Origin of the sequence: Rahnella sp. PCH160, assembly GCF_047784855.1 — a bacterium.
In the GTDB taxonomy this organism is placed as follows: domain Bacteria; phylum Pseudomonadota; class Gammaproteobacteria; order Enterobacterales; family Enterobacteriaceae; genus Rahnella.
This window is the reverse complement of the sequence record NZ_JBLOGT010000002.1, coordinates 22,808-43,520: the sequence shown is the minus strand read 5'-3', so window position 1 is coordinate 43,520 and position 20,713 is coordinate 22,808. Positions and strand designations below refer to the sequence as shown.

The 20,713-nt window shown below is 54.6% G+C and carries 19 protein-coding genes and 1 pseudogene; 9 read left to right on the top strand and 11 right to left on the bottom strand.

What is annotated here, in order from left to right; genetic code table 11:
• Positions 1 to 452: 452 nt before the first annotated feature.
• From ACM5QY_RS23035 to ACM5QY_RS23020, 4 genes are all read left to right on the top strand, one after another.
• Positions 453 to 1,877 (top strand): cytochrome ubiquinol oxidase subunit I, encoded by a 1,425-nt coding sequence (locus ACM5QY_RS23035; protein ID WP_416123006.1) that lies wholly within the window; start codon positions 453 to 455, stop codon positions 1,875 to 1,877.
• 2 nt (positions 1,878 to 1,879) lie between these two features.
• Positions 1,880 to 2,887, top strand: coding sequence for a cytochrome d ubiquinol oxidase subunit II (gene cydB, locus ACM5QY_RS23030; protein WP_416123005.1), 1,008 nt, complete (start codon positions 1,880 to 1,882; stop codon positions 2,885 to 2,887).
• Positions 2,888 to 2,897: 10 nt separating this feature from the next.
• Positions 2,898 to 3,062, top strand: coding sequence for a DUF2474 domain-containing protein (locus ACM5QY_RS23025; protein ID WP_416123004.1), 165 nt, complete (start codon positions 2,898 to 2,900; stop codon positions 3,060 to 3,062).
• 169 nt (positions 3,063 to 3,231) lie between these two features.
• Positions 3,232 to 3,405: a hypothetical protein gene (locus ACM5QY_RS23020; RefSeq protein ID WP_416123438.1), complete on the top strand. Its 174-nt coding sequence runs from the start codon at positions 3,232 to 3,234 to the stop codon at positions 3,403 to 3,405.
• Here the strand turns inward: ACM5QY_RS23020 and ACM5QY_RS23015 are convergent.
• The 9 genes and pseudogenes from ACM5QY_RS23015 to ACM5QY_RS22975 form a co-directional block, all read right to left on the bottom strand.
• Entirely contained in the window at positions 3,379 to 3,717 is a 339-nt protein-coding gene (locus ACM5QY_RS23015; protein ID WP_416123407.1) for a DUF2645 family protein, read from the bottom strand. The two genes, ACM5QY_RS23020 and ACM5QY_RS23015, sit on opposite strands and share 27 nt — an antisense overlap.
• A 160-nt stretch (positions 3,718 to 3,877) precedes the next feature.
• Positions 3,878 to 4,189, bottom strand: a complete 312-nt coding sequence (locus tag ACM5QY_RS23010) for a DUF2645 family protein (RefSeq protein WP_416123406.1) — start codon at positions 4,187 to 4,189, stop codon at positions 3,878 to 3,880.
• A gap of 552 nt (positions 4,190 to 4,741) precedes the next feature.
• Positions 4,742 to 5,320 (bottom strand): TetR/AcrR family transcriptional regulator, encoded by a 579-nt coding sequence (locus ACM5QY_RS23005; protein ID WP_416123003.1) that lies wholly within the window; start codon positions 5,318 to 5,320, stop codon positions 4,742 to 4,744.
• Positions 5,321 to 5,366: 46 nt separating this feature from the next.
• Positions 5,367 to 6,863 (bottom strand): MFS transporter, encoded by a 1,497-nt coding sequence (locus ACM5QY_RS23000; RefSeq protein WP_416123002.1) that lies wholly within the window; start codon positions 6,861 to 6,863, stop codon positions 5,367 to 5,369.
• Positions 6,864 to 7,085: 222 nt separating this feature from the next.
• Positions 7,086 to 8,601 (bottom strand): annotated as a pseudogene (locus ACM5QY_RS22995) (ABC transporter substrate-binding protein).
• Positions 8,582 to 9,646, bottom strand: coding sequence for an ABC transporter ATP-binding protein (locus ACM5QY_RS22990; RefSeq protein WP_416123001.1), 1,065 nt, complete (start codon positions 9,644 to 9,646; stop codon positions 8,582 to 8,584). Before ACM5QY_RS22990 ends, ACM5QY_RS22995 begins: the two are co-directional and overlap by 20 nt.
• Complete coding sequence (locus ACM5QY_RS22985; protein WP_416123000.1) at positions 9,630 to 10,637, bottom strand: ABC transporter ATP-binding protein; 1,008 nt, start codon at positions 10,635 to 10,637, stop codon at positions 9,630 to 9,632. The genes ACM5QY_RS22990 and ACM5QY_RS22985 overlap by 17 nt, the downstream gene beginning before the upstream one ends.
• Entirely contained in the window at positions 10,634 to 11,494 is an 861-nt protein-coding gene (locus ACM5QY_RS22980) for an ABC transporter permease (RefSeq protein ID WP_416122999.1), read from the bottom strand. The genes ACM5QY_RS22985 and ACM5QY_RS22980 overlap by 4 nt, the downstream gene beginning before the upstream one ends.
• Positions 11,491 to 12,429, bottom strand: a complete 939-nt coding sequence (locus ACM5QY_RS22975) for an ABC transporter permease (protein ID WP_410148302.1) — start codon at positions 12,427 to 12,429, stop codon at positions 11,491 to 11,493. The genes ACM5QY_RS22980 and ACM5QY_RS22975 overlap by 4 nt, the downstream gene beginning before the upstream one ends.
• 227 nt (positions 12,430 to 12,656) lie before the next feature.
• Between ACM5QY_RS22975 and ACM5QY_RS22970 the strand changes: the two genes are divergently transcribed.
• Both ACM5QY_RS22970 and ACM5QY_RS22965 read left to right on the top strand, forming a co-directional pair.
• Complete coding sequence (locus tag ACM5QY_RS22970; protein WP_416122998.1) at positions 12,657 to 13,412, top strand: LuxR family transcriptional regulator; 756 nt, start codon at positions 12,657 to 12,659, stop codon at positions 13,410 to 13,412.
• A gap of 88 nt (positions 13,413 to 13,500) precedes the next feature.
• Positions 13,501 to 14,415 carry a proline iminopeptidase-family hydrolase gene (locus ACM5QY_RS22965; RefSeq protein WP_416122997.1) on the top strand — a complete coding sequence of 305 codons (915 nt, stop codon included), beginning with the start codon at positions 13,501 to 13,503 and terminating at the stop codon, positions 14,413 to 14,415.
• Between the two features lie 658 nt (positions 14,416 to 15,073).
• On the opposite strand, the gene msrA is transcribed toward ACM5QY_RS22965, so the two are convergent.
• Positions 15,074 to 15,811, bottom strand: coding sequence for a peptide-methionine (S)-S-oxide reductase MsrA (msrA, locus tag ACM5QY_RS22960; protein WP_416122996.1), 738 nt, complete (start codon positions 15,809 to 15,811; stop codon positions 15,074 to 15,076).
• A gap of 16 nt (positions 15,812 to 15,827) precedes the next feature.
• The gene (msrB, locus tag ACM5QY_RS22955; RefSeq protein WP_416122995.1) at positions 15,828 to 16,337 is read right to left on the bottom strand and encodes a peptide-methionine (R)-S-oxide reductase MsrB; all 510 of its coding nucleotides are present in this window, start codon (positions 16,335 to 16,337) and stop codon (positions 15,828 to 15,830) included.
• A gap of 302 nt (positions 16,338 to 16,639) precedes the next feature.
• On the opposite strand from msrB, the gene ACM5QY_RS22950 reads away from it, so the two are divergent.
• The 3 genes from ACM5QY_RS22950 (at position 16,640) to ACM5QY_RS22940 (ending at position 20,523) form a co-directional block, all read left to right on the top strand.
• Positions 16,640 to 17,335 carry a fimbrial biogenesis chaperone gene (locus ACM5QY_RS22950; protein WP_416122994.1) on the top strand — a complete coding sequence of 232 codons (696 nt, stop codon included), beginning with the start codon at positions 16,640 to 16,642 and terminating at the stop codon, positions 17,333 to 17,335.
• A gap of 89 nt (positions 17,336 to 17,424) precedes the next feature.
• Positions 17,425 to 18,003 carry a fimbrial protein gene (locus ACM5QY_RS22945; protein ID WP_416122993.1) on the top strand — a complete coding sequence of 193 codons (579 nt, stop codon included), beginning with the start codon at positions 17,425 to 17,427 and terminating at the stop codon, positions 18,001 to 18,003.
• A 165-nt stretch (positions 18,004 to 18,168) separates the two neighbouring features.
• Positions 18,169 to 20,523: a fimbria/pilus outer membrane usher protein gene (locus ACM5QY_RS22940; RefSeq protein WP_416122992.1), complete on the top strand. Its 2,355-nt coding sequence runs from the start codon at positions 18,169 to 18,171 to the stop codon at positions 20,521 to 20,523.
• The last annotated feature ends 190 nt before the right edge of the window (positions 20,524 to 20,713 follow it).

The following is a 20,713-nucleotide window of genomic DNA, read 5'->3' as shown; positions in this document are numbered from 1 at the left end:
CTCAAACAGATGACATAAATTTACATTGCATTAAAGCCAGAATACGCTGAGGCCGACAGTGATTTAACTTTTTAGTTACCAATATGGTACACAACAAGTCATTACTGGATGCAGGGTAATTACATTCAGAAAACATCGAAACTCTTTGATCCAGATCAATGCAACAACATGTCCGTTCAGTTTTTGGGGTTACTCTTCCCTGACGCGTTCCGGGCTGAAATTAGTTTCCCTCCCCGCTCCCATCCCTGCCGCGAAAGTGTTTCAGCCGGTAATTTCCCCACGAAACCGTCCCTGTTAATCCCTTTACCCCCCGTGGTTAAATCGACTCCTCGCGAAACCCCAGTTGTACTACCCTTTTATTTAAGACTTCACCTGCGAATGTCAGAAATTGCCGGTTCCCGTACCGGTATTGCTATCTGAAAGGGTTACCTGACACACAAAAAGAGGTTGTTATGTTTGGTCTAGATGCACTAGAACTGGCCCGGATCCAGTTTGCATTCACCGTCTCTTTTCACATCATTTTCCCCGCAATCACTATCGGGCTTGCCAGTTTTCTGGCTGTTCTGGAAGGCATGTGGCTGAAAACGAAGAAAGAGGCTTACCGCGACCTGTATCATTTCTGGTCGAAAATTTTTGCCGTTAACTTTGGTATGGGCGTGGTCTCCGGTCTGGTGATGGCTTATCAGTTTGGCACCAACTGGAGCATGTTCTCCTCGTTCGCCGGGAGCATTACCGGCCCGCTGCTGACCTATGAAGTGTTAACCGCGTTCTTCCTCGAAGCCGGTTTTCTGGGCGTGATGCTCTTCGGCTGGAACCGCGTAGGCCCCGGCCTGCACTTCTTCGCCACCTGCATGGTGGCGCTCGGTACGCTGATGTCCACTTTCTGGATCCTCGCGTCCAACAGCTGGATGCAGACCCCGCAAGGCTACGAGATTGTTAACAATCTGGTCGTGCCGGTCAGCTGGATGAAAATCATCTTCAACCCGTCTTTCCCGTTCCGCTTAATGCACATGACCACCGCCGCTTTCCTGGCGTCGGCGTTCTTCGTGGGTTCTGCGGCGGCATGGCATTTGCTGCGCGGGCGTGATACGCCGGCAATCCGCACCATGCTGTCGATGGCGATGTGGATGGCGCTGATTGTTTCCCCGATCCAGGCATTTTTGGGCGACGCCCACGGTCTGAATACCCTGAAATATCAGCCCGCTAAGATTGCGGCCATCGAAGGTCACTGGGAAAATAAAGACAATAAACCGACGCCGCTGGTGCTGATCGGTTACCCGGACATGAACCGCGAAGAAACCCGTTATGCGGTTGAAATCCCGTATCTGGGCAGCCTGATCCTGACGCACAGCCTGACGCAGCAGATCCCGGCGCTGAAATCCTTCCCGAAAGAAGATCGTCCGAACTCGTCCGTCATTTTCTACACCTTCCGCATCATGGCCGGTCTGGGCATGCTGATGATTTTACTAGGTGTGCTGAGCCTTATCCTGCGTCGTGGCGGCAAAATGTATACCTCTAAAGCATTCCTGCGCTTTGTGTTCCTGATGGGGCCTTCCGGTCTGCTGGCGCTGCTCGCGGGGTGGATCACCACGGAAATGGGGCGTCAGCCTTGGGTAGTCTACGGCCTGCTGCGTACCAAAGATGCCGTCTCGAACCATAACGTTCTTCAGATGAGCGTCAGCCTGATCCTGTTCATCGTGATTTACTGCTCCGTATTTGGCGTGGGTTACGGGTACATGATGCGTCTGATCCGCAAAGGTCCTCAGGCACATGAAGGTCAAAGCGTTGACCACGGTGGCCCTGGCCAGCACCGCACGCCGGCGCGTCCGCTGTCGGCTATTTCCGAATCATTGTCCGACGACTCTAAAGGAGTTTGATCATGGGTATCGACTTACCGCTGATTTGGTTTTTGATCATCATCTTCGGCGTGATGATGTATGTGGTGATGGACGGTTTCGACCTGGGTATCGGTCTGCTGTTCCCGCTGGTGAAAAAAGAGCACGACCGCGACGTGATGATGAACACCGTTGCGCCGGTCTGGGACGGCAACGAAACCTGGCTGGTGCTGGGCGGTGCGGCGCTTTACGGCGCATTCCCGCTGGCGTATTCGGTGATTCTGGATGCGCTGACCATCCCGCTGACCCTGATGTTGTTCGGTCTGATTTTCCGCGGCGTGGCGTTTGAATTTCGTTTCAAAGCCAGCCCGGCCAAACGCCATGTATGGGATAAATCCTTCATCGGGGGATCGGTTATCGCGACCTTCTGTCAGGGGGTGGTATTGGGCGCGTTCATCAACGGTATTCCGGTGGTTAACCGCACGTATGCCGGTGGCGCGCTGGACTGGCTCACGCCGTTCACCCTGTTCTGCGGGTTCGCGCTGGTCGTGGCTTATGCCCTGCTCGGCTGCACGTGGCTCATTATGAAAACCGAAGGCGAATTGCAGGAAGCGATGCATAAAATCGCTAAACCTCTGCTGGCGGTTTTCCTGCTGGTGACGCTGGCGGTCAGCCTGTGGACACCGCTGACGCACAGCGATATCGCCACCCGCTGGTTCACGCGCCCTAACCTTTATTGGTTCCTGCCGGTGCCGGTTCTGGTGGTGTTCGTGTCTGCGTGGATGTTCCGTGCGATCAGCAAAAACGCGCATCACGCGCCGTTCCTGCTGACGCTGGCGCTGGTGTTCCTGGGCTATACCGGTCTGGGGATCAGCATCTGGCCGAACATCATTCCGCCGTCCATCTCCATCTGGGAAGCGGCATCACCGCCACAAAGCCAGGGCTTCATTCTGGTTGGCGCACTGTTCATCATCCCGATCATTCTGGTGTACACCTTCTGGAGCTACTACGTGTTCCGCGGAAAAGTGACGCCGGATCAGGGTTATCACTGAGGAATTTAGTATGAATCTCATCAGAAAAATGGATGACAGCAACATCACCAAAGCACCGTTTTTAAAACGCGTTGGCTGGATGGCCGTCATCTGGGGTGGAAGTGTGTTAGCGCTGTTTGTCGTCGCAACGATATTTCATCTGCTGATGTTTGCAGCGGGAATGCGGGAGCATTGATGCAGAGGGCCGCTGCATCCGTAGCGGCTTTTTAATTCAAATTCAAAACCTTGGGTTGCCACCCAAACCGGCCTCAAGGAGGACTTATCGCCGTCCCCCTTGAGAATCCCGGGCTCTTTTTACTGCGCGCTGTCGCTGGGACAAAGGTCATGTTCTGGCACTTCTGCGTGTGGCGCAAATCTTGCCGCTGCGCGGTGCCTTCTTTCGGGCTTCCAGCCTCAGGTCTGGAACCCTCAATCAGCAAGATTTTGAGCGCGCCAGTTTTGATTTAAAAACCGCTGAAATTTTACTTTCTAACTATCAGTTCAAAAAATCACTATGGACCGGTCGTATAAATATATAACCCCAAACAATTTCTGTATTGAATAATAAAGTTCCACACCCACACACCTGAAAACAGCATTAACGTTAAATTTATAGATTTAATTCTGAATTTTATTTTGACGCAGTAAATGATGACAGGAAGTATCGCAATCAACGCAGCAATGGCAAACCATACCCTGATATCATTTGAAACAAAAATTCTGAGTACATCACAAACATTTTTTATCTCAACACCATCGACCAGGGATAGGTATTCAGGAATACTACCTGTAAGAAAAAAGAACATGACTATTAATATATAAAAAATTATTAAACAATTGATAATTAACATGAACCATCTATCATCTTTTTTCATCATCCTCGTGCTCCCAATCTTTTAAAATTATTGTCTTTCGTCTTAAAATTGTGCGGTCATCAAGATTGCAACTTATCTCCAGCACGAATCGTTTATTTCCTTTCCGAGAAATCTACGATCTGGATTTTTCGAAGATTCAAAACCAGAGACAATTCCTGAATTTAATTAGGAAACACCAAACCCAGACTAAAATGAATAAGCATATTGCAACATTAATTACTTTGTTTTTGAATTTTGTTATAAAGGCATAGATAAAAACAGGTATCATAGCAATGAATATCGGTATTGCCATCACTCTATAATCATCCGAAATAAAGTTTCTTACAATATAGCAGACATCCTTAATTTCACCCCCATCAATAAACACTTCTTGTCCAAAGCTACTAAATACACCACAGAGCAGCATTATGGAAATAATATATAAGATAACAATAGATTTTATTAACATTCGGCATGTGGATAATTTACTTATCACTTCGGAAATCCTGAAGTTGTATTCGGCCTGCAAAACGGATTGCTCATTAAACACTCCTTGTCTACAAAATCTTGTTTGATTAGTGTGACGTGACCGGCAATTCCAGTATCAGTGACAAAGTACGCCCATCAGCGACTCTCATATTAATCCTGTCGCCGCCAGACTGCTGAAATAGTGAAAGACATGCAACCATCAATACCGCAACTCATCCTCAGCACGCAGAGTTTCGTTTCTTTCTAAAACGTTATTAATTACTCCCAGTAATTGATCATGCTCATTCATAATTCAACCTTATTAATTTATGTGGAATGTGTTTTCACAATACAATAGTAAAGGTTTTTACCCTACATAATTATTTCTTAAGGCCGACCGCTGGTATTCACACCTATAATTAATTATTAGTGTGAATAAGAGATATCAGTAATTAATGGGATGTGTGCGTTTAAAGCGTTTCTTTCGTTGAAGATCTTCACTTTCCGTCTTTGCTCTGATCGACCCTGAGGGAGAGCCGATCAAAAACGCCCTTTATTTCCTTAACACCATTTCCACGAAATCACAGATATCTTCCATGGCTTCCTGCCTGACTTCGGCAGAAGGCATGACGATCAGCTGATCGGCGTAGCCGTTGAGCATCGCGGAAAGCTGGCGGGTGACGCGGCCGGCGTTGGGGGATCGAAATACTCCCGCATCAATGCCTGCGCTGATGATTTCAGCCAGCAAATCCAGCCATTTTCTCACCATCAGTTGCGCCAGTTCGGCGTAAGCCTCGTTGTGCGCCGCCAGTTGCCACAGCGAACCGTAAAGTCGCCAGATGTCACCCTGCGTGTCCGGCAGATAGCTGTTTACCAGGGTGTGAAGTTTTTCCTGCGGCGGCAGCGCCACGATTTCAGCGGTGAACTCCTTGAGTTCCGCCAGCATCACTTCCGTCAGCGCTTCGATACACAGCGTCTGCCAGTCGGGAAAGTAGTGATAGATATGACTGCGCGAGATCCCGACGTATTCTGTCAGTTCGCGCGTCGTCACTTTCTCAATGCCCTTTTCGATAAAGAGGCGGATGGCACCGTCGAGGATTCGCGCCCTCAATACTTCCCGATTTTCTTTCATCTTCAGTCCTGTGCTGGCATTGAGCAACCGCTCAGGCCGCAGTTTATCAGGAAGACTGGCGCACGCCCACCGGCTTACGCAGGACGATTTTCAGTACCACCACGGTGGCGATCACCAGCGTGGCGGCAGAAACCAGTACCGCCAGAAATGCCTGATCAAACGCCGCGCGCGCCAGTTCGGTGATTAACGTCGCATGTTCCGGGCTGAGATGGCTGGCGATATTCAGCGCTTCATCGAGGCTGTCATACGCGCCATCGCCCGTCACAATACCGTCCGGCAACGTGAGGCTGCGGCTGTAAACCGCCGTCATCAGCCCGCCCAGCAGCGTCACACCCAGCACGCCACCCATTTCCCACGATACGTCTTCAATTGCTGCGACCATCCCGGCTTTTTCTTCCGGGGCGTTCAGCATGATGGAGGTCGAGGCCGCCGTCACCGCGCCGCCGAGGCCGAAACCTAAAATAAACAGGCTGACGAGCTGCATTGCGGTGCCGCCTTCAAACAGCAACGCGTGGCTGACAATTCCCGCGGCGGAAAGCGCGAAACCGCCCAGCATAATTTTGCGAACGCCGTATCGCGGCATCAGCATTCCGGCCAGCGGCGACGCCAGCGCGGACGCCACCGGGATCGGCAAAATGAACATCGCCGCCATAAACGGCGTCAGCCCGAGCACCAGCTGCAACCGCTGGCTCAGCACCAGTTCGATGCCGATCAGCGCAATCATCGAGGTGATCGCCACGCCCACGCCGCAGGCAAAGGCGCGGTTACGGAACAGCGAAAAATCGATCATCGGCTGCACGGCACGTTTTTGTCTTCTGGTGAACAGCCCCAGAAACAGCACGCCTGCACAGGCCGGGAGCAGCACGCCAGCCCAGGACGAATTCATCTGACTCAGCTCTTTCAGCGCATAAATCACGCCAACCAGCCCGATCATCACCATCGCCGAACCGGTGAAATCACACGGACGCTCCGGGTTGCCTTTGCCACGCGGGATCAGCGACAGAGCGCAAGGGAACACGGCCAGCACAATCGGCACGTTGATCAGGAACACCGACCCCCACCAGAAATATTCCAGCAACACGCCACCCACCACCGGCCCGAGCGCCGCCGCGCCCGACGCCACCGCCGACCAGATGCCGATCGCCAGCGCGCGTTCGCGTTCATTGGTAAACACATGACGCACAATCGCTAACGTCGCGGGCATCATCATGGCCGCACCGATTGCCAGAAACACGCGGGATGCGATCAGCCATTCTGCGGACGGTGCAAAAGCCGCGCACAGCGAGGCCAGCGCAAACACCGGCAGGCCGCTCATAAACAGGTTTTTATGCCCGAGACGGTCACTCAGCATCCCCGCGCCGGGAAGCAGACCGGCAACGACCAGCGGATACGCATTCACGATCCATAATTTTTCGGATGACGACGCACTCAGCGCCAGCGTCAGACGTGGCAGCGCCGTATAAAGCACCGTCATATCAATGATGATCAGGAAAAGTGTACTGGTGACAATGGCGAGGATCAGCCAGCGGTTGTGGACGAACATATAAAGCCTCAGAAAGTTTTTGAGCACTTGCTCAAGCGCGCAAGGTACTTGAGCAAGCGCTCAAAATCAAGTGAGGTCAGCGCAATGGTTGAGGATCGGTTGACACACCGGCGGGCAGAGAGGGCGAACACAGCGGCAAGAAAAAGCCCACCGGAAGGTGGGCTAAAGGGGTAAAACAGACTTTTATTGCGTCTTTCTTATTACTTCCCTGGGGTGGCGAAATTACTCTTTAACGGTGTCTTCCAGCGTGAAGCGCCCTAACGGGTTCTGATGGAAGTCTTTGATATTTTTGCGTGTGACGTTGCGGTACGGGCTGTAATACAGATCGACCCAGTTCACGTCAGCCTTGGCCATTTTCTGCAAATCAATGTACATCTGCTGGCGTTTTGCCGGATCCATTTCCACACGGGCGGCGGCCACCAGCGCTTTCACTTTGTCGTTGTGATAGCGCGTCATGTAGTTGTTGTTCGAATCATGCCCCAGCACAAACGTGGTTTTTTGATCCGGATCGAGAATGTCGTTCGTCCAGTACATCACCGAAATGTCGTAATCCCCCGCCACCAGCATGTCCCAGCTCTGGCTCGGATCCACTTTTTGCAGATTGGCGGTAATGCCTGCTTTGGCGAGTTGCTGTTGCAGCAGAACGGCGATTTGCTCGTCCACTTCATCTCCGGCGTTCACCAGATATTTCAGCGTCAGGTTTTTCACGCCCGCCGCCGCCAGCAACTGTTTGGCTTTTTCCGGATCATAAGGACGTTGCAGATTGCCGGCGTAGTGATACAGCGCGCCGTCAGGAATGTAGGAATTGGCGATTTTGCCGTAGCCGAACGTCACGGTGTCAATAATCGATTTTTTGTCGATGGCGAAATCCAGCGCCTGACGCACTTCGATTTTGCCCAAATCGCCGTGGGAATGGTTAATCAGCAGATGGTCTTCCCGTGTGGAAGTATCCAGCTCAACAGCCAGTTTGGGGTCTTTCTGCAACGATGAAATGCGTGAGAACGGAATCGACAGCGCCGCATCGATTTCGCCCGCCTGCACTTTCAGCATACGGGTATTGTCATCCGGCAGCGTCAGCCACTCGACACCATCAAGCTTCACCTTCGCGGCATCCCAGTAATACGGGTTTTTCACCAGCTCGACCTTCTCACCGCGCGTCCACTCTTTCACGCTGAAGGCGCCCGAACCCACCGGATGTTCGGCAAAATCCTCCGCGCCCTGTTTGGTCAGCGCCGCCTGTGAAATCACCGATGCATTTGGCAGCGCCAGCTGGGAGAGAAACGCCGCCGACGGCGTTTTCAGCGTAATGACCAGCGTGTGCGCGTCACTCGCTTTCAGCGTATCAATAATGCTGTACGAATCTTTCCACAGCGAACCGGCGTCATCGCGGATACGCGTCAGGCTGAAGACCGCATCCGCTGCCGTGACCGGTGTGCCGTCGGAGAATTTTGCATCGCGCATTTTCAGTGTATAGGTTTTGCCGTCCGGCGAAATCGTCCAGCTTTCCGCCAGCCCCGGCAGCAGTTTGGTGCCGGTATTGTCCACGCGGACCAGCGGGTCAAACACGTTGGAGAACACCCAGTTATCGGCGTTTTTGCGCCGATTTGATCGGGTCAAACGTCGTGCTGTCCTCGCGACGTCCGATGGTCAGAACTCCGGCCGCCTGCGCCATTTCGCTGACCAGGCTCAACGCCAGCAGCACCCCGGCGGCCACAACGTTAAAATGCTTTTGCTTCATGTAACATTCCTTCAGTCATCGGAAAAATCCTTTCGCTACCGGGCGCATCAAGCACACAGGCGAAGGCATGGTCGGCAATATGCCGGGTTTCGGGCGCCGCGCCCTGCCTGCACGCGGGAAGCGCACGGGCACAGCGTGGATGAAAAGCGCAGCCCGCAGGCAGCGAAACCGGGCTCGGCGGCTCGCCCTGTAACGGGTTTTCCGGCAGCGGCCGGTCGGGGTCAATTTCGGGGATCGCCGCCACCAGCGCGGCGGTGTAAGGATGGCGCGGCGTGTTAAATACCGTCTGCGTCGGTCCGCTTTCCACAATGCGCCCGAGATACATCACCGCCACGCGGTCACAAAGACGCCGCACAATCGCCAGATCGTGCGCGATAAACAAGATTGCCAGCCCCATGCTTTCGCGCAGATCCATCAGCAGATTGATGATTTGCGCCTGAATCGACACGTCCAGCGCGGCAACACATTCATCGGCGACAATCAGCCGTGGCTCAATCGCCAGCGCTCGGGCAATTGCGGCACGCTGACATTGCCCGCCGCTCAGCGCCTGTGGCCGCCGCGACGCGTGTTCCGGGTTCAGGCCAACCAGCGTCAACAGCTCGTTAATCCGCGCCGGAATTGCCGCTTTCGCGACTTTCTGATGTACACGCAGCACTTCGCCAATACTCTCGCCCAGCGTCTGACGCGGGTTCAGTGAGGAAAATGGATCCTGAAAAATCATCGCAGTTTGCTGACGAAGTCGGGCGATATCTGGCTTCACGCCACCGGTGATCAGCTGACCGTTAAAACGCACCCGCCCTGCGCTGGCATTTTCAAGCTGCAACATCGCGCGCCCCAGCGTGCTTTTTCCGCTGCCCGATTCACCCACCAGCCCCAGCGTTTCTCCGGCATTGATGTACAGCGACACGCCGTTCACCGCCTGCACGACGCGCTTTTTACGCCCCAGCCCGCCGGACACCGGAAATGTCACCGACAAATCTTCGGCTTCCAGCAGCGGATAAGGCCGCGCGTTCAGGACAGACGTCACATCAGAAAGTGGATTCATTTTCCCTCCCGTGGATAACCGGTTTGAGGACGCGCAAAGGGTGATGACAGGCGGCCACATGGCTGCAGGCAAACGCCGCCGACTGCATCGCGGGCTGGAGTTCATGGCATTGTGCCGTCGCATGTGTGCAACGCGGATGAAAACGGCAGCCTGCAGGGAAACGCGCCGCCACCGGAGGCTGACCGGGTAATGTGATCAACCGCCCCGCGCCGCCTTCGCTGGCCGGCTGGCAGTCAATCAGGCCGCGGGTATACGGATGCAACGCCTGCGCCAGCACCTGACGTTTTTCGCCGGTTTCACACAACCGCCCGCCGTACATCACCGCAATGCGGTCGCAGGTTTGCGCCACCACGCCGAGATCATGGGTAATGAGAATAATGGCAATGCCCAGCCGGTCGCGCAGGTCGCATAGCAGCCGTAAAATCTGCATTTGCACGGTGACATCCAGTGCCGTTGTAGGTTCGTCGGCAATCAGAATTTTTGGCTCACAGGCCAGCGCCACGGCGATCATCGCGCGCTGGCGCATACCGCCGGAAAACTCATGCGGATAGTTATCCACTCGCCGTTGCGGATCGGGAATGCCCACCTGCCGCAACCATTCCACGGACTGAAGCTGCGCCTCGCGGCGGCTCGCGCCAAAATGCAGGCGGCGGCTTTCAGCAATTTGCTGACCGATGGTCATCACCGGGTTCAGATGGCTGGCCGGATTCTGGAAAATCATGCCAATTTCCCGCCCGCGAATGGCCGTCATGCGTTTATCGTTTAACGTCAGTAAATCGCTGTCATTCAGGCAAATTTCTCCGGCGCTGATTTTCAGCCCTTCGCCCGGCAACAGGCGCATCATCGCGCGGCAGCTCAGCGTTTTTCCCGAGCCGCTTTCGCCCACCAGCCCGAGGATTTCACCGGCACTGAGCGTGAGGGAAAGCTTATCCACCAGCGCCACACCCTGCCGGTCTTCAATCGTCAAACCGCAAACCTGTAACAGCGTCATGCGCGTTCCCCCAGTTTGTCGCCCAGACCGTCGGCCAGCAGGCTGAAACTCATCGCCAGCACAACAATCGCTAAGCCCGGAAACGTGGTTATCCACCACGCGGTGGTGATGAAACTTTGCCCTTCGGCCACCATCACGCCCCATTCCGCCAGCGGTGGCTGAACACCTAAGCCGAGGTAGCTCACCGACGCGCCGCTCAGTAATACCAGCACGCAATCGGACATCGAGAACACCAGCGAGCTGGTCAGCGCGTTAGGCAAAAGATGCAATAACAAAATGCGCGGATGGCTGTAGCCCAGGCTGCGCGCGGCCAGAATGAAATCGCGGTGTTTGAGCGTCAGCACCTGCGAGCGCACCAGCCGGGCGTAAGATACCCAGCCGACCATCGCCATCGCGATATAAAAACTGCTCAGGCCCGGCCCGAGAATAGCGATGATTGACAGCATCAGCACCAGAAACGGAAATGCCAGTACCACATCAATCACGCGCATGAAAAACGTATCCACCGCACCGCCGAGATAACCGGAAAACGCGCCGATCAGCGTGCCGAAGGTGAACGGGAAAATGACGCCGATGATGCAGATTTGCAGATCAATCCGCGCGCCCCACATCACGCGGGAAAGAATGTCGCGGCCAAAATTATCGGTGCCAAACGGGTGCGCGAACGTCGGCGGTGACAGCGTCACGGCAGCGTCCTGCGCAATCGGGTCGAACGGCGCAATCCATGGGGAAAGCAACGCAATCAGCACCCACGCGCTCAGCATCAGAATGCCCAGCCGCAGCGCCTGCTGACGCGGCAACCACCGCAGGTGAAAACGACCCAACCGCTGCGTGGCTATTTTTTCTGTCATGCTCATAGCTTCACCCTCGGATCCAAGGCCACGGTCAGCAAATCAGCCACCAGATTGACGGCCACCGTCGCCAGCGCAAACACCAAAACCACGCCCTGAACTACCATGTAATCGCGGCTGATAATGGCTTTCACCAGCAACTGTCCCATGCCCGGAATGGCAAACACGCTTTCAATCACTACCGTGCTGCCAATCAGCCAGCCGATATTCACTGCCAGCAGATTGACCGTCGGCACCAGCGAATTGGGCATCACATGACGCCAGAAAATCCGGTTCTCGTTCTGCCCGCGCGCTCTGGCGGCGGTGACATAATCGTTCTGTAATTCCATCAACAAACTGGCGCGCAGATTGCGGGTCAGCACCGCCGACAGCGCCAGCGCCACGGTCAGGCACGGTAAAAACAGATGATGCAGACGCTCGCCGAAATCACTGCCGTAGCCCGACACGGGAAACCAGCCGAGCGACAGGCTGAACAGCAAAATCATCATGATCGCCAGCCAGAACGCCGGTAATCCAAGGCCGACGGTAGAAAGCAGACGGATCATCTGATCCGCCAGACGCCCGCGATTTCTCGCCGCCGTTGCCGCCAGCGGTACGGTGAACAACATCGCCAGCAGCACGCTGCCCAACACCAGATACAGCGTCGGTTCGATGCGCGACATAATCAGTTTCAGCGTATCCACCCGGTAAATCAGAGACTTGCCCATTTCGCCGTGCAGCAGATTGCGTAAGAAATAGAGATATTGCTGCCAGACCGGCAGATCCAGCCCGTACTGCGCACGAATGCGGGCGATGGCTTCCGGCGTACTGCGCACACCGAGCAGGATCCTCGCCGGATCGCCGGGTATGGCACGCACCATGACAAACGTCAGAATGCTGATCCCCAGTAAAACCGGCAGCAGTTGCAGCGGGCGCCAGAGCAAAAATCGGTAACGGTGCATGGCAATCCTCTTAATGACTGTTTTTGGTGCAGAGCAAGCGTCATTTCCCTGTGGCTCTACGTTAGCCTCCGCGAAACCTCACCGGTAGTTAGCAAAAATACTAGGTTTGTCATGCCAGCGATTTGGCACTGCGATTGCATAACTTTTTCTTATAAAACGGGCAGCAGCCAAATCGGTGCCCGATCAACACATTCCTGGTGTATAGCCGAAATTGCGGAGAGGAATTCATGAAACTCGCGGTGAATGAAAGTGCAGTGCCATTACGGGAAACCACCGTTGACGGCGCGTTTAACCAGCTTTTCGCGCAGACGTCGCGTCTGGGATTCGACGCCCTGATTTACGATTACACGCCGGTGCCGCGCTCGCTGGAAGGTGACCTCATCACGCCCTCCTTGCTGCGCATGTCTAACGTGCCGGGCGACATGCAGAAGTTGTGGCTGGAAAGCGGCTATTACCAGGTTGATCCGGTGCAGCATTACGCGCTGGAAAGCTGCGCGCCGTTTGTGTGGTCCTATCAGCGGCCGGACAACACGTCGCTGCAAAATCGTCTGAGCGATCTCAACAAACCGGTCACGCATTACATGTGTGATAACAACATGCCGTGCGGCGCAACCGTGCCTTTGCATTTGCCGAACGGCGGGTTTGTGACCGTCACCGGTATTCACACCGGTGCGGGGCATGAGCTGGATATTCACGACGTGCTGGCGGAACTGAGCCTGCTGGCGCTGACGTTTCAGGAGTGCGTCTTTCCGCTGTTCGACGCCAGCGTGCTGACCTGCAAACATGTCCGGCTGAGCAAGCGCGAGCGCGAATGTCTGGCATGGGCGGCGGAAGGATTAACGGCCAAGGAGATCGCCCGAAAACTCAGCCGCTCAGTGGCCACCGTGACGCTGCATCTCAATACCGCCGGGCGTAAACTGGGTGCCAGCAACCGCGTACAAGCGGTGGTCCGCGCGCTGCATTACCGCCTGCTGGACAGCTGACCGCCCGATTTCCTATCTTTTTTACTAGCTGTTCAGCGCCGCACTGATGTTTACCCTGAGAAGATTATTCACCGACAGGGGAAACAAAATGGTCAACATCACTGAAGGCTACGCACCGTTCCAGGAATACCAGACCTGGTACCGCATTAGCGGCGATCCCGGCAGCGGCAAAACTCCGCTGGTGATCGCCCACGGCGGGCCGGGTTGCACGCACGATTACGTTGACGCCTTCCGGGACATCGCCAAAACAGGCCGCGCGGTGATTCATTACGATCAGATTGGCAATGGCCGTTCGACGCATCTTCCCGATAAACCGGCGGACTTCTGGCAACCGTCGCTGTTTCTGGCAGAGCTGGACACTCTCCTGCGTCATCTCGGCATCGAAGAAAACTACGCGCTGCTCGGGCAATCCTGGGGCGGCATGCTGGGAGCCGAACATGCCGTGACGCGCCCCTCCGGCCTGAAAGCGCTGATCATCGCCAACTCACCGGCCTCGATGGAATTATGGCTGCAAGCCGCCGCCCGCCTGCGCAGCGAACTTCCCGCCGGTGTGCAGGAAACCCTGCTCGCCCACGAACAGGCCGGAACAATCGACAGCGAAGAATACAAAGCCGCCTCACAGGTTTTCTACGCGCGCCACGTATGCCGTCTCAACCCGTGGCCGGAAGAGGTAAAACGCACCTTCGCCGCGATGGACACCGACCCGACGGTGTATCACGCCATGAACGGCCCGACCGAATTCCACGTGATCGGCAGCATGAAAGCGTGGACGATCATCGATCGCTTACCGGCGATCAACGTGCCGGTCTTGCTGATTTCCGGCCGCTACGACGAAGCCGCCCCCGAAGTGGTTCAGCCCTTCGCCGACGGGATCAAAGACGTCCGGTGGGTAATTTTTGAGAATTCGAGCCACATGCCGCACGTGGAGGAGCGGGAGGCGTGCATGGAATGCATTGAGGAGTTTCTGGATTTGCAGGAGGCAGCTGCAAAGGGCTGCCTTTAAAGGCGGCCTGGTGAAAATTTCGGTTTTTCAATTGCGGTGATCGCTCAAGGTCTAAACCTTGGGCTCGCCGCCCAAACTGGCCCAAAGGGCGCGTTAACGCGCGCGCCCTCTGGACACCCGCGCTTTTTAACTGCGCGCTGCCGCTAGTAAAGTATGTTTCAGCAACTCCGGCTATTGCCGCAAACGCCGCCGCTGCGCGGTTCTCTCGCCTCGGGTTCGAACCTGCTCGAAAAAAGACTCTCGCTGTTTCTCACCACTCACTCGACGTCGTTTTGAAAGCGGCCAAAGGCTATGTAATTCGGAAGATTTATGCAGGCTGATTTTGAATTGAAGAAGCCTCCAGCCGCTTTCAGAAAGCTTGCTGAATGAGTGTTTCGAGACCAAAAGGCTCGAAGACCGAAATGAAGGTACCGCGCAGCGGCAAGTTTTCGCGGCAATAGCTGCGGTACCTGAAACATAGCCAGCGAGCGATAGCGCGGGTTGTAAAAAGACGCGGAGATTCCAAAGAGGCCCCGTCCTGGGCCTCTTTGGTCGGTTTCGGCGCGAGCCGCTGAGTGATCACCGCAATTGAAAAACCGAAACTTACACTAAGCTGGCGCGTAAAGCCTGTTTGGGCGGCGAGCCCAAGGTGTTGACTTTAAAGCCAGAGCGTCAAGCTCTACTTTGTCACCAGCACTGGTTGCTCCCGGTAATCCGCCGGGAAGACTTTCTCTAAGTCTTTAATCTTCGGCAGATCGTTCACCACAATGTACGGATAATTCGGATTATCATTCAGGAAGTTCTGGTGATAAGCCTCCGCCGGATAGAAATGCGCGTTGCTTTCCACCTTCGTCACCAGCGGATCGCTGTAGCTTTTGCTGGCACTGAGCTGCGCGATATACGCTTTCGCCACTTCAGCCTGCGCCGCGTTCATCGGGAAAACCGCCGAACGGTACTGGGTGCCGGTGTCCGGCCCCTGCCGGTTCAGCTCAGTCGGGTTGTGCCCCACGGAGAAGAAAATGTGTAACAGTTCGCCGTAGGTGATCTGCGTCGGGTCAAACGTGACTTTGACGGATTCCGCATGGCCGGTATCGCCGCTGCTCACCTGCTCGTAAGTGGCGGTCTGCGCTTCGCCGCCGGTGTACCCGGACACCGCGCTGGTCACGCCTTTCACATGCTGGAACACGCCCTGAATTCCCCAGAAGCAGCCGCCGGCAAACACGGCGGTTTCACTGTGTGATGTGCCGGCCGGTTCATCGTGTGCGGGTGCCGGGATCACGACAGCAGGTTCCGCGCCGCCCCACGACCAGGCGGTGTTCTGGAAGACAAAAGCCGAGGCCAGCACCAGACCGGCGATCACACTGAGATTGCGTAAAGACTTCACTCTTTTTTCTGTATTTTTCACGGTTATTTTCATAGCAGCCTCGCGGAAATTAAACTTTTGGAGTGAACGTCATCGCCAGCCCGTTCATGCAATAACGCAAACCCGTCGGCTGCGGGCCGTCGTCAAAAACGTGGCCAAGATGACCGCCGCAGCGGCGGCAATGTACTTCGTCGCGAACCATACCCAGCGTCGTATCCCGGCTGGTCAGCGCCGCATTCGGCAGCGGTTTCCAGAAACTCGGCCAGCCGGTGTGGCTGTCGAATTTGGTCGACGAGGAGAATAAAGGCAGGTCGCAACCCGCACAGGAAAACTGACCTTCGCGATGCTCATTATTGAGCGGGCTGGAGTAAGGGCGTTCGGTACCGGCTTCACGCAATACGTAATATTGCGCATCGCTGAGCCGCTGGTGCCATTGCGCATCAGTCAGTTCAATTTCAAACTTTTCAGATCTGACCTGCGCATCGGCTTTGCGGGTAAACACGCCGGGGAAAAGCCCCATGACGGCAATCGCCGAAGCGGCGGTGCTGCCTAAGAGAAAATTACGTCTGTTCATCATCATCGTCACCGTTGCGGTAGTTGTCGATGACGTCAGATTACAGAGGGATGTCTTACCGAATCCTCCCGGAAAGTTAACGTTTTTGTGATAACTGACGAATGTCGGGAGACAGGGATTAACACACTTTTCCATCCGGTGAACGGTTATTTTCCTGACGTTGACCTGAGATTTACATCCTATTATTTTTGTATCATTAATTTCACATCTCAAAATTTCAGCACAACCCCGTTTAGGTTTCGTTGAGGTTGGCCGCCTATAATTGGCCTCCAAGCGAAATATCCTATTATTTAAATTCCGGTAAAACCATGAACAGAAAAATAGCCGCAAAGCTGATAACAGCCTTGGCGACGTATTTATTTTCAATTCTTTGCCACGCGTCTCTTATTCTGGATGAAACCCGTGTGGTATATCCTGAATCAAACTCGCAGGAATCGGTAAAAGTCGATAATCCGACGCGGATTAATTTCCTGGCTCAGGCATGGATTGAAAATGAAAAGGGCCAGGAAGAAGGCCGCTTCACCGTGTATCCGCCGCTGTCGAAGATCAGCGGAGGGAATGCCGGCACGTTGCGAATTGAAAAAATTGACAGCACCCAGCTTCCGGCAGACCGGGAAACGCTGATGTGGCTGAATGTGAAGGAAATCCCGCAGAAGTCCGGGGACAACGGCCCGCAGCTGGTTGTGGCGTTTAAAACACGTATCAAGATTTTTTACCGGCCAAAAAGCATTGATCCGGAGCTTCATGAAAGCTTTGTCAAAATGACCTGGCGTGCAGAACCGGGAAAACTTATCGTCACGAACCCGACTCCGTACCATATTACTTTTGATAAAGTGTGGGATGGCCCGGTAAATAACGACAAAAACAAACTATCCGCCAATATGGTTGAACCATTTTCGACGCTGACCATTCCTGTGCCCGCCAACGCGATTGTGCATCAGGTTCATTACAATATTATTAATGACTTTGGCGGTGTTTCAAAAATGCAGAATATCTCTATTTAGCATCTCTTTTAATAAAATTTCCCACAGTGATTTAAACCCTCTCTGAAGGAAAGTGAGTCTCCCTGTTTTAAATTTATAAAGGCAAGAAAATGATGTTTAACAAAAATGTATTAGCCGGTGCTTTAGCATTATCTTTACTGCCGGTCGCCGGTTTGGTTCACGCTGATGACGCCGCCTCCTCGGTTGAAATTCAGTTCAATGGTTCGGTGAAAGCGCCCACCTGTACGATCAATGACAGTAATACCGATCATTCCGTGAATCTGGCAGAAATCAATCAGGCAAAAGTTGCCGCGCTCACCACCGGGCAAGCCACCGCAGAGGATCAGCAACGTTTCCATCTTTCGGTGAATTGTGCTGAGAAAGCCAGTGCGGATGATTTGACCATGACCATCGATGGCCACACTGATGGGTCAACACCGACCATTCTCACGAACACCAGCACCGATGCCGACAGCGCGAAAGGCGTGGGTTTCGAGCTTTTTAGTGAGCAGGATCTGGCGACACCTCTTCAGGTAAACGGCGGCGTTGTTCCTTCTGCCGATTACATCGACCGCCTGAATCAGGGCACAGAAAGTATCAACTTTGTCGTGGAATACGCCAAGCAGGACGCCACGGTCAGCGCCGGGACTGTCACGTCTAACGCAACCTTCGCGTTTACGTATAAATAAAGCATCAGGAAATAACATCTGGCGTCCTTCACATCACCTGCGTCAGGTGTTACCGGGCCATAAGGCCCGGATCCCCGCACTTACCATGAGAATCCCCCGCATTTCCTCACCCTTTTTCTGCTCCCGCTATTTTATCCGTGCCTTGTGCGCAGTGAAGATTTCGATATGTCGTTAATGGAAAAAGTGGGGAATTTGCAGGGCGTAGATACGTCGGTGCTGGAAAAAGGCAGCGAAATGATCGCCGGGAATTATCCGGTCATTCTGCTGATCAATAACGAAGAAACCGGTCAGGTTTCACAAATTTTCCAGCTGGCAGAAGGTTCAGTTCAGCCGGTATTTACCGCCGCGCAGCTCTGCGCCTGGGGCATCACGCCCGACCGTTCGCCTGAAGGGCCACATCCGCTGTCCGCCTTTGTGGATGACGCCCGTTTTAACTATGACGCCGGGAGCGAGCAGCTTTCCCTGACCGTTCCGCAGGCTCGCTATTCCACGGTCTCCGGGGATATTGCGCCCGAGCAAAATTGGGTGGCGGGGCTGAACGCCGCGCGTCTCAATTACAACCTGAACCTGCAGCGCAATACCGGCAGCCAGAGTCAGCAAATTGACACCGCCAGTTCGACGCTCAACAGCGGCATCAATCTGGGAAACTGGCGGCTGCGCAACGACGGCTATTTTAACTACAGCAGCGAGGCAGGCAGCCATTATCAGAGCAGCGCCAGTTATATCACCCGCGATATCGCCGCATTAAAAAGTACGTTTCGCGGCGGTGATTTCTTCACCAATGGCAAAATCTTTTCGTCTGTTTCACTGCGCGGCATAACACTCTACTCCAGCGAAGAAATGCGCCCGGACAATCAGCGATTTTACATGCCCGACATCAGCGGAACGGCGCGCACCAACGCCACCGTGGTCATCCGCCAGAATGGTTTTGTGATTGACCAGCGCCGCGTCACACCCGGCCCGTTCCTGATTAAGGATTTACACAGCGCGACCAGCTCCGGCGATCTTGATATCACTGTGATTGAAAGCGATGGCAGCACGCAGCACTTTACGCAGGCGTTCAATGCCATTGCCGCCCTGCTCCCGCCCGGCGTGTTTAACTATGAAATCTCCGCCGGACGTTATCGTAACAGCACGACGTCAGGCACAACGCTTGTGCCAAAAATCTATCAGGCCAGCGCCTTTTACGGGTTAAGTAATACGTTCACCCTGCTCGCCGGTCAGCAGATGGCGACGCAGGGCAATTTTCGATATCAGAACAGCGGCGGCGGGCTGGGTGCGAATATTCCGGTGATCGGCGGACTGTCTTTATTACTCAAACGCAGCAAATCCCAAACCGTAAACAGCCAGAAAGCGCAGCAGGGGAAACAGCTGGAAACGCTGTTTGTGCGCACGGTCGACGAAACCCAAAGCACCCTGAGCCTGAGCTGGAAACACAAGTACAGCCAGAATTATCAGGAAGTCGGGGATGCTATCAGCGCAGCGCAGCGGAGTCCGGCGGGTATCCGCTACCGCGATCAGTACAACGCTCAGCTCGATCAAAGTATCGGCGCGATGACCGTGATGCTGCGCTATACCGAAGACCAGCGCGGGGACGGCAGCCGGCAGCGCAGTTCACGTGTCGGGCTGAGCGTCAGCCGCTGGCAGTCACAATTTCAGGTTTACTACACCCATCAGCGAAGACTTAAAGGCGTCACGGATAACAGCCTGACGTTCAACGTAGTGATCCCGCTGGGTGAATCGCAAATGCAACACGTCGGTTATAACTCGCTGACGGATTCCCGTAACGGCACGCAACAGACGGCCTCGGTGAACGGTTCTTTGATGGCGGATGATCAGCTGAGTTACGACGTCAGCCTGTCCGGCCAGGGAAGCCAGAAAACATCGCAGATTTCGGGTGATTACAGCGGTTCTGCGGGCATTGTCAGCGCCGGTATTTCGCAGGGGCGTGGTTATCAGCAAACCAGTCTGGGCATGGAAGGCGGCGTACTGGTTCATCATCATGGCGTGACGTTCAGCCAGCCCTTGGGCGATACCGTGGTGCTGGTTCACACCCCGCAGACCCGGGGTTTGAAAATTAAAAACAGCGAGAATGTCTCCACCGATCGCTGGGGCAATGCGGTGATCCCGTATGCCGTGCCTTACCGCGCGAACGATGTTGAACTGGATCCTGAATCCCTCGACCGACATATCGATGCCTCTTCTACCGTGAAAAGGGTCATCCCGACCCACGGCGCAGTGATCGAAGCCGAATTTAATGCCCGCCGCCACGACCGGCGTTTTGCCAAACTACTCGATAAAAAAGAGCATCCGCTGCCCTTCGGCGTCGAGATTCAGGATGCCGCTCATGCCCGGATAGGCACCGGCGGCGCAGCCGGTATTTTACTGGCGGATTTCAGCCACGCACGCTGGCCGCTGGCCGTCACCCTCAACGGCCATATGCTGTGCCATATTCCCCGTTCAGCACCGCCGGGTCCCCCATCCGACACTTCAACTTTGTGGAAATTATCATGTTCTTAGCGCGCCGCAATACCTGGCTGTTATTGCCTTTACTTGCCCTTCCGCCTCTTTTCTCTCAGACACTGGCCAGCGAAAACAAAATCCTGTTGCTTAAAGCCGGGGCCTTAGCGGTAAAACAGATACAGCCCGCTGGCACGCTATTGGCCACTTTTCCTGCCAGCGCGTGAAGTCATGCTGTTCTGCCCGACTC

What these genes read in the sequence shown, in the direction of transcription:
- ACM5QY_RS23025 (WP_416123004.1), top strand. Translation starts at nt 2,898, where the DNA reads ATGAATCTCATCAGAAAAATGGATGACAGCAACATCACCAAAGCACCG.
- ACM5QY_RS22990 (WP_416123001.1), bottom strand. Translation starts at nt 9,646, where the DNA reads ATGAATCCACTTTCTGATGTGACGTCTGTCCTGAACGCGCGGCCTTAT.
- ACM5QY_RS22965 (WP_416122997.1), top strand. Translation starts at nt 13,501, where the DNA reads ATGGTCAACATCACTGAAGGCTACGCACCGTTCCAGGAATACCAGACC.
- msrA (WP_416122996.1), bottom strand. Translation starts at nt 15,811, where the DNA reads ATGAAAATAACCGTGAAAAATACAGAAAAAAGAGTGAAGTCTTTACGC.
- ACM5QY_RS23000 (WP_416123002.1), bottom strand. Translation starts at nt 6,863, where the DNA reads ATGTTCGTCCACAACCGCTGGCTGATCCTCGCCATTGTCACCAGTACA.
- ACM5QY_RS23010 (WP_416123406.1), bottom strand. Translation starts at nt 4,189, where the DNA reads ATGTTAATAAAATCTATTGTTATCTTATATATTATTTCCATAATGCTG.
- ACM5QY_RS22940 (WP_416122992.1), top strand. Translation starts at nt 18,169, where the DNA reads ATGTCGTTAATGGAAAAAGTGGGGAATTTGCAGGGCGTAGATACGTCG.
- ACM5QY_RS23005 (WP_416123003.1), bottom strand. Translation starts at nt 5,320, where the DNA reads ATGAAAGAAAATCGGGAAGTATTGAGGGCGCGAATCCTCGACGGTGCC.
- ACM5QY_RS22945 (WP_416122993.1), top strand. Translation starts at nt 17,425, where the DNA reads ATGATGTTTAACAAAAATGTATTAGCCGGTGCTTTAGCATTATCTTTA.
- msrB (WP_416122995.1), bottom strand. Translation starts at nt 16,337, where the DNA reads ATGATGATGAACAGACGTAATTTTCTCTTAGGCAGCACCGCCGCTTCG.
- ACM5QY_RS23035 (WP_416123006.1), top strand. Translation starts at nt 453, where the DNA reads ATGTTTGGTCTAGATGCACTAGAACTGGCCCGGATCCAGTTTGCATTC.
- cydB (WP_416123005.1), top strand. Translation starts at nt 1,880, where the DNA reads ATGGGTATCGACTTACCGCTGATTTGGTTTTTGATCATCATCTTCGGC.
- ACM5QY_RS22985 (WP_416123000.1), bottom strand. Translation starts at nt 10,637, where the DNA reads ATGACGCTGTTACAGGTTTGCGGTTTGACGATTGAAGACCGGCAGGGT.
- ACM5QY_RS22950 (WP_416122994.1), top strand. Translation starts at nt 16,640, where the DNA reads ATGAACAGAAAAATAGCCGCAAAGCTGATAACAGCCTTGGCGACGTAT.
- ACM5QY_RS23015 (WP_416123407.1), bottom strand. Translation starts at nt 3,717, where the DNA reads ATGTTAATTATCAATTGTTTAATAATTTTTTATATATTAATAGTCATG.
- ACM5QY_RS22970 (WP_416122998.1), top strand. Translation starts at nt 12,657, where the DNA reads ATGAAACTCGCGGTGAATGAAAGTGCAGTGCCATTACGGGAAACCACC.
- ACM5QY_RS22980 (WP_416122999.1), bottom strand. Translation starts at nt 11,494, where the DNA reads ATGAGCATGACAGAAAAAATAGCCACGCAGCGGTTGGGTCGTTTTCAC.
- ACM5QY_RS22975 (WP_410148302.1), bottom strand. Translation starts at nt 12,429, where the DNA reads ATGCACCGTTACCGATTTTTGCTCTGGCGCCCGCTGCAACTGCTGCCG.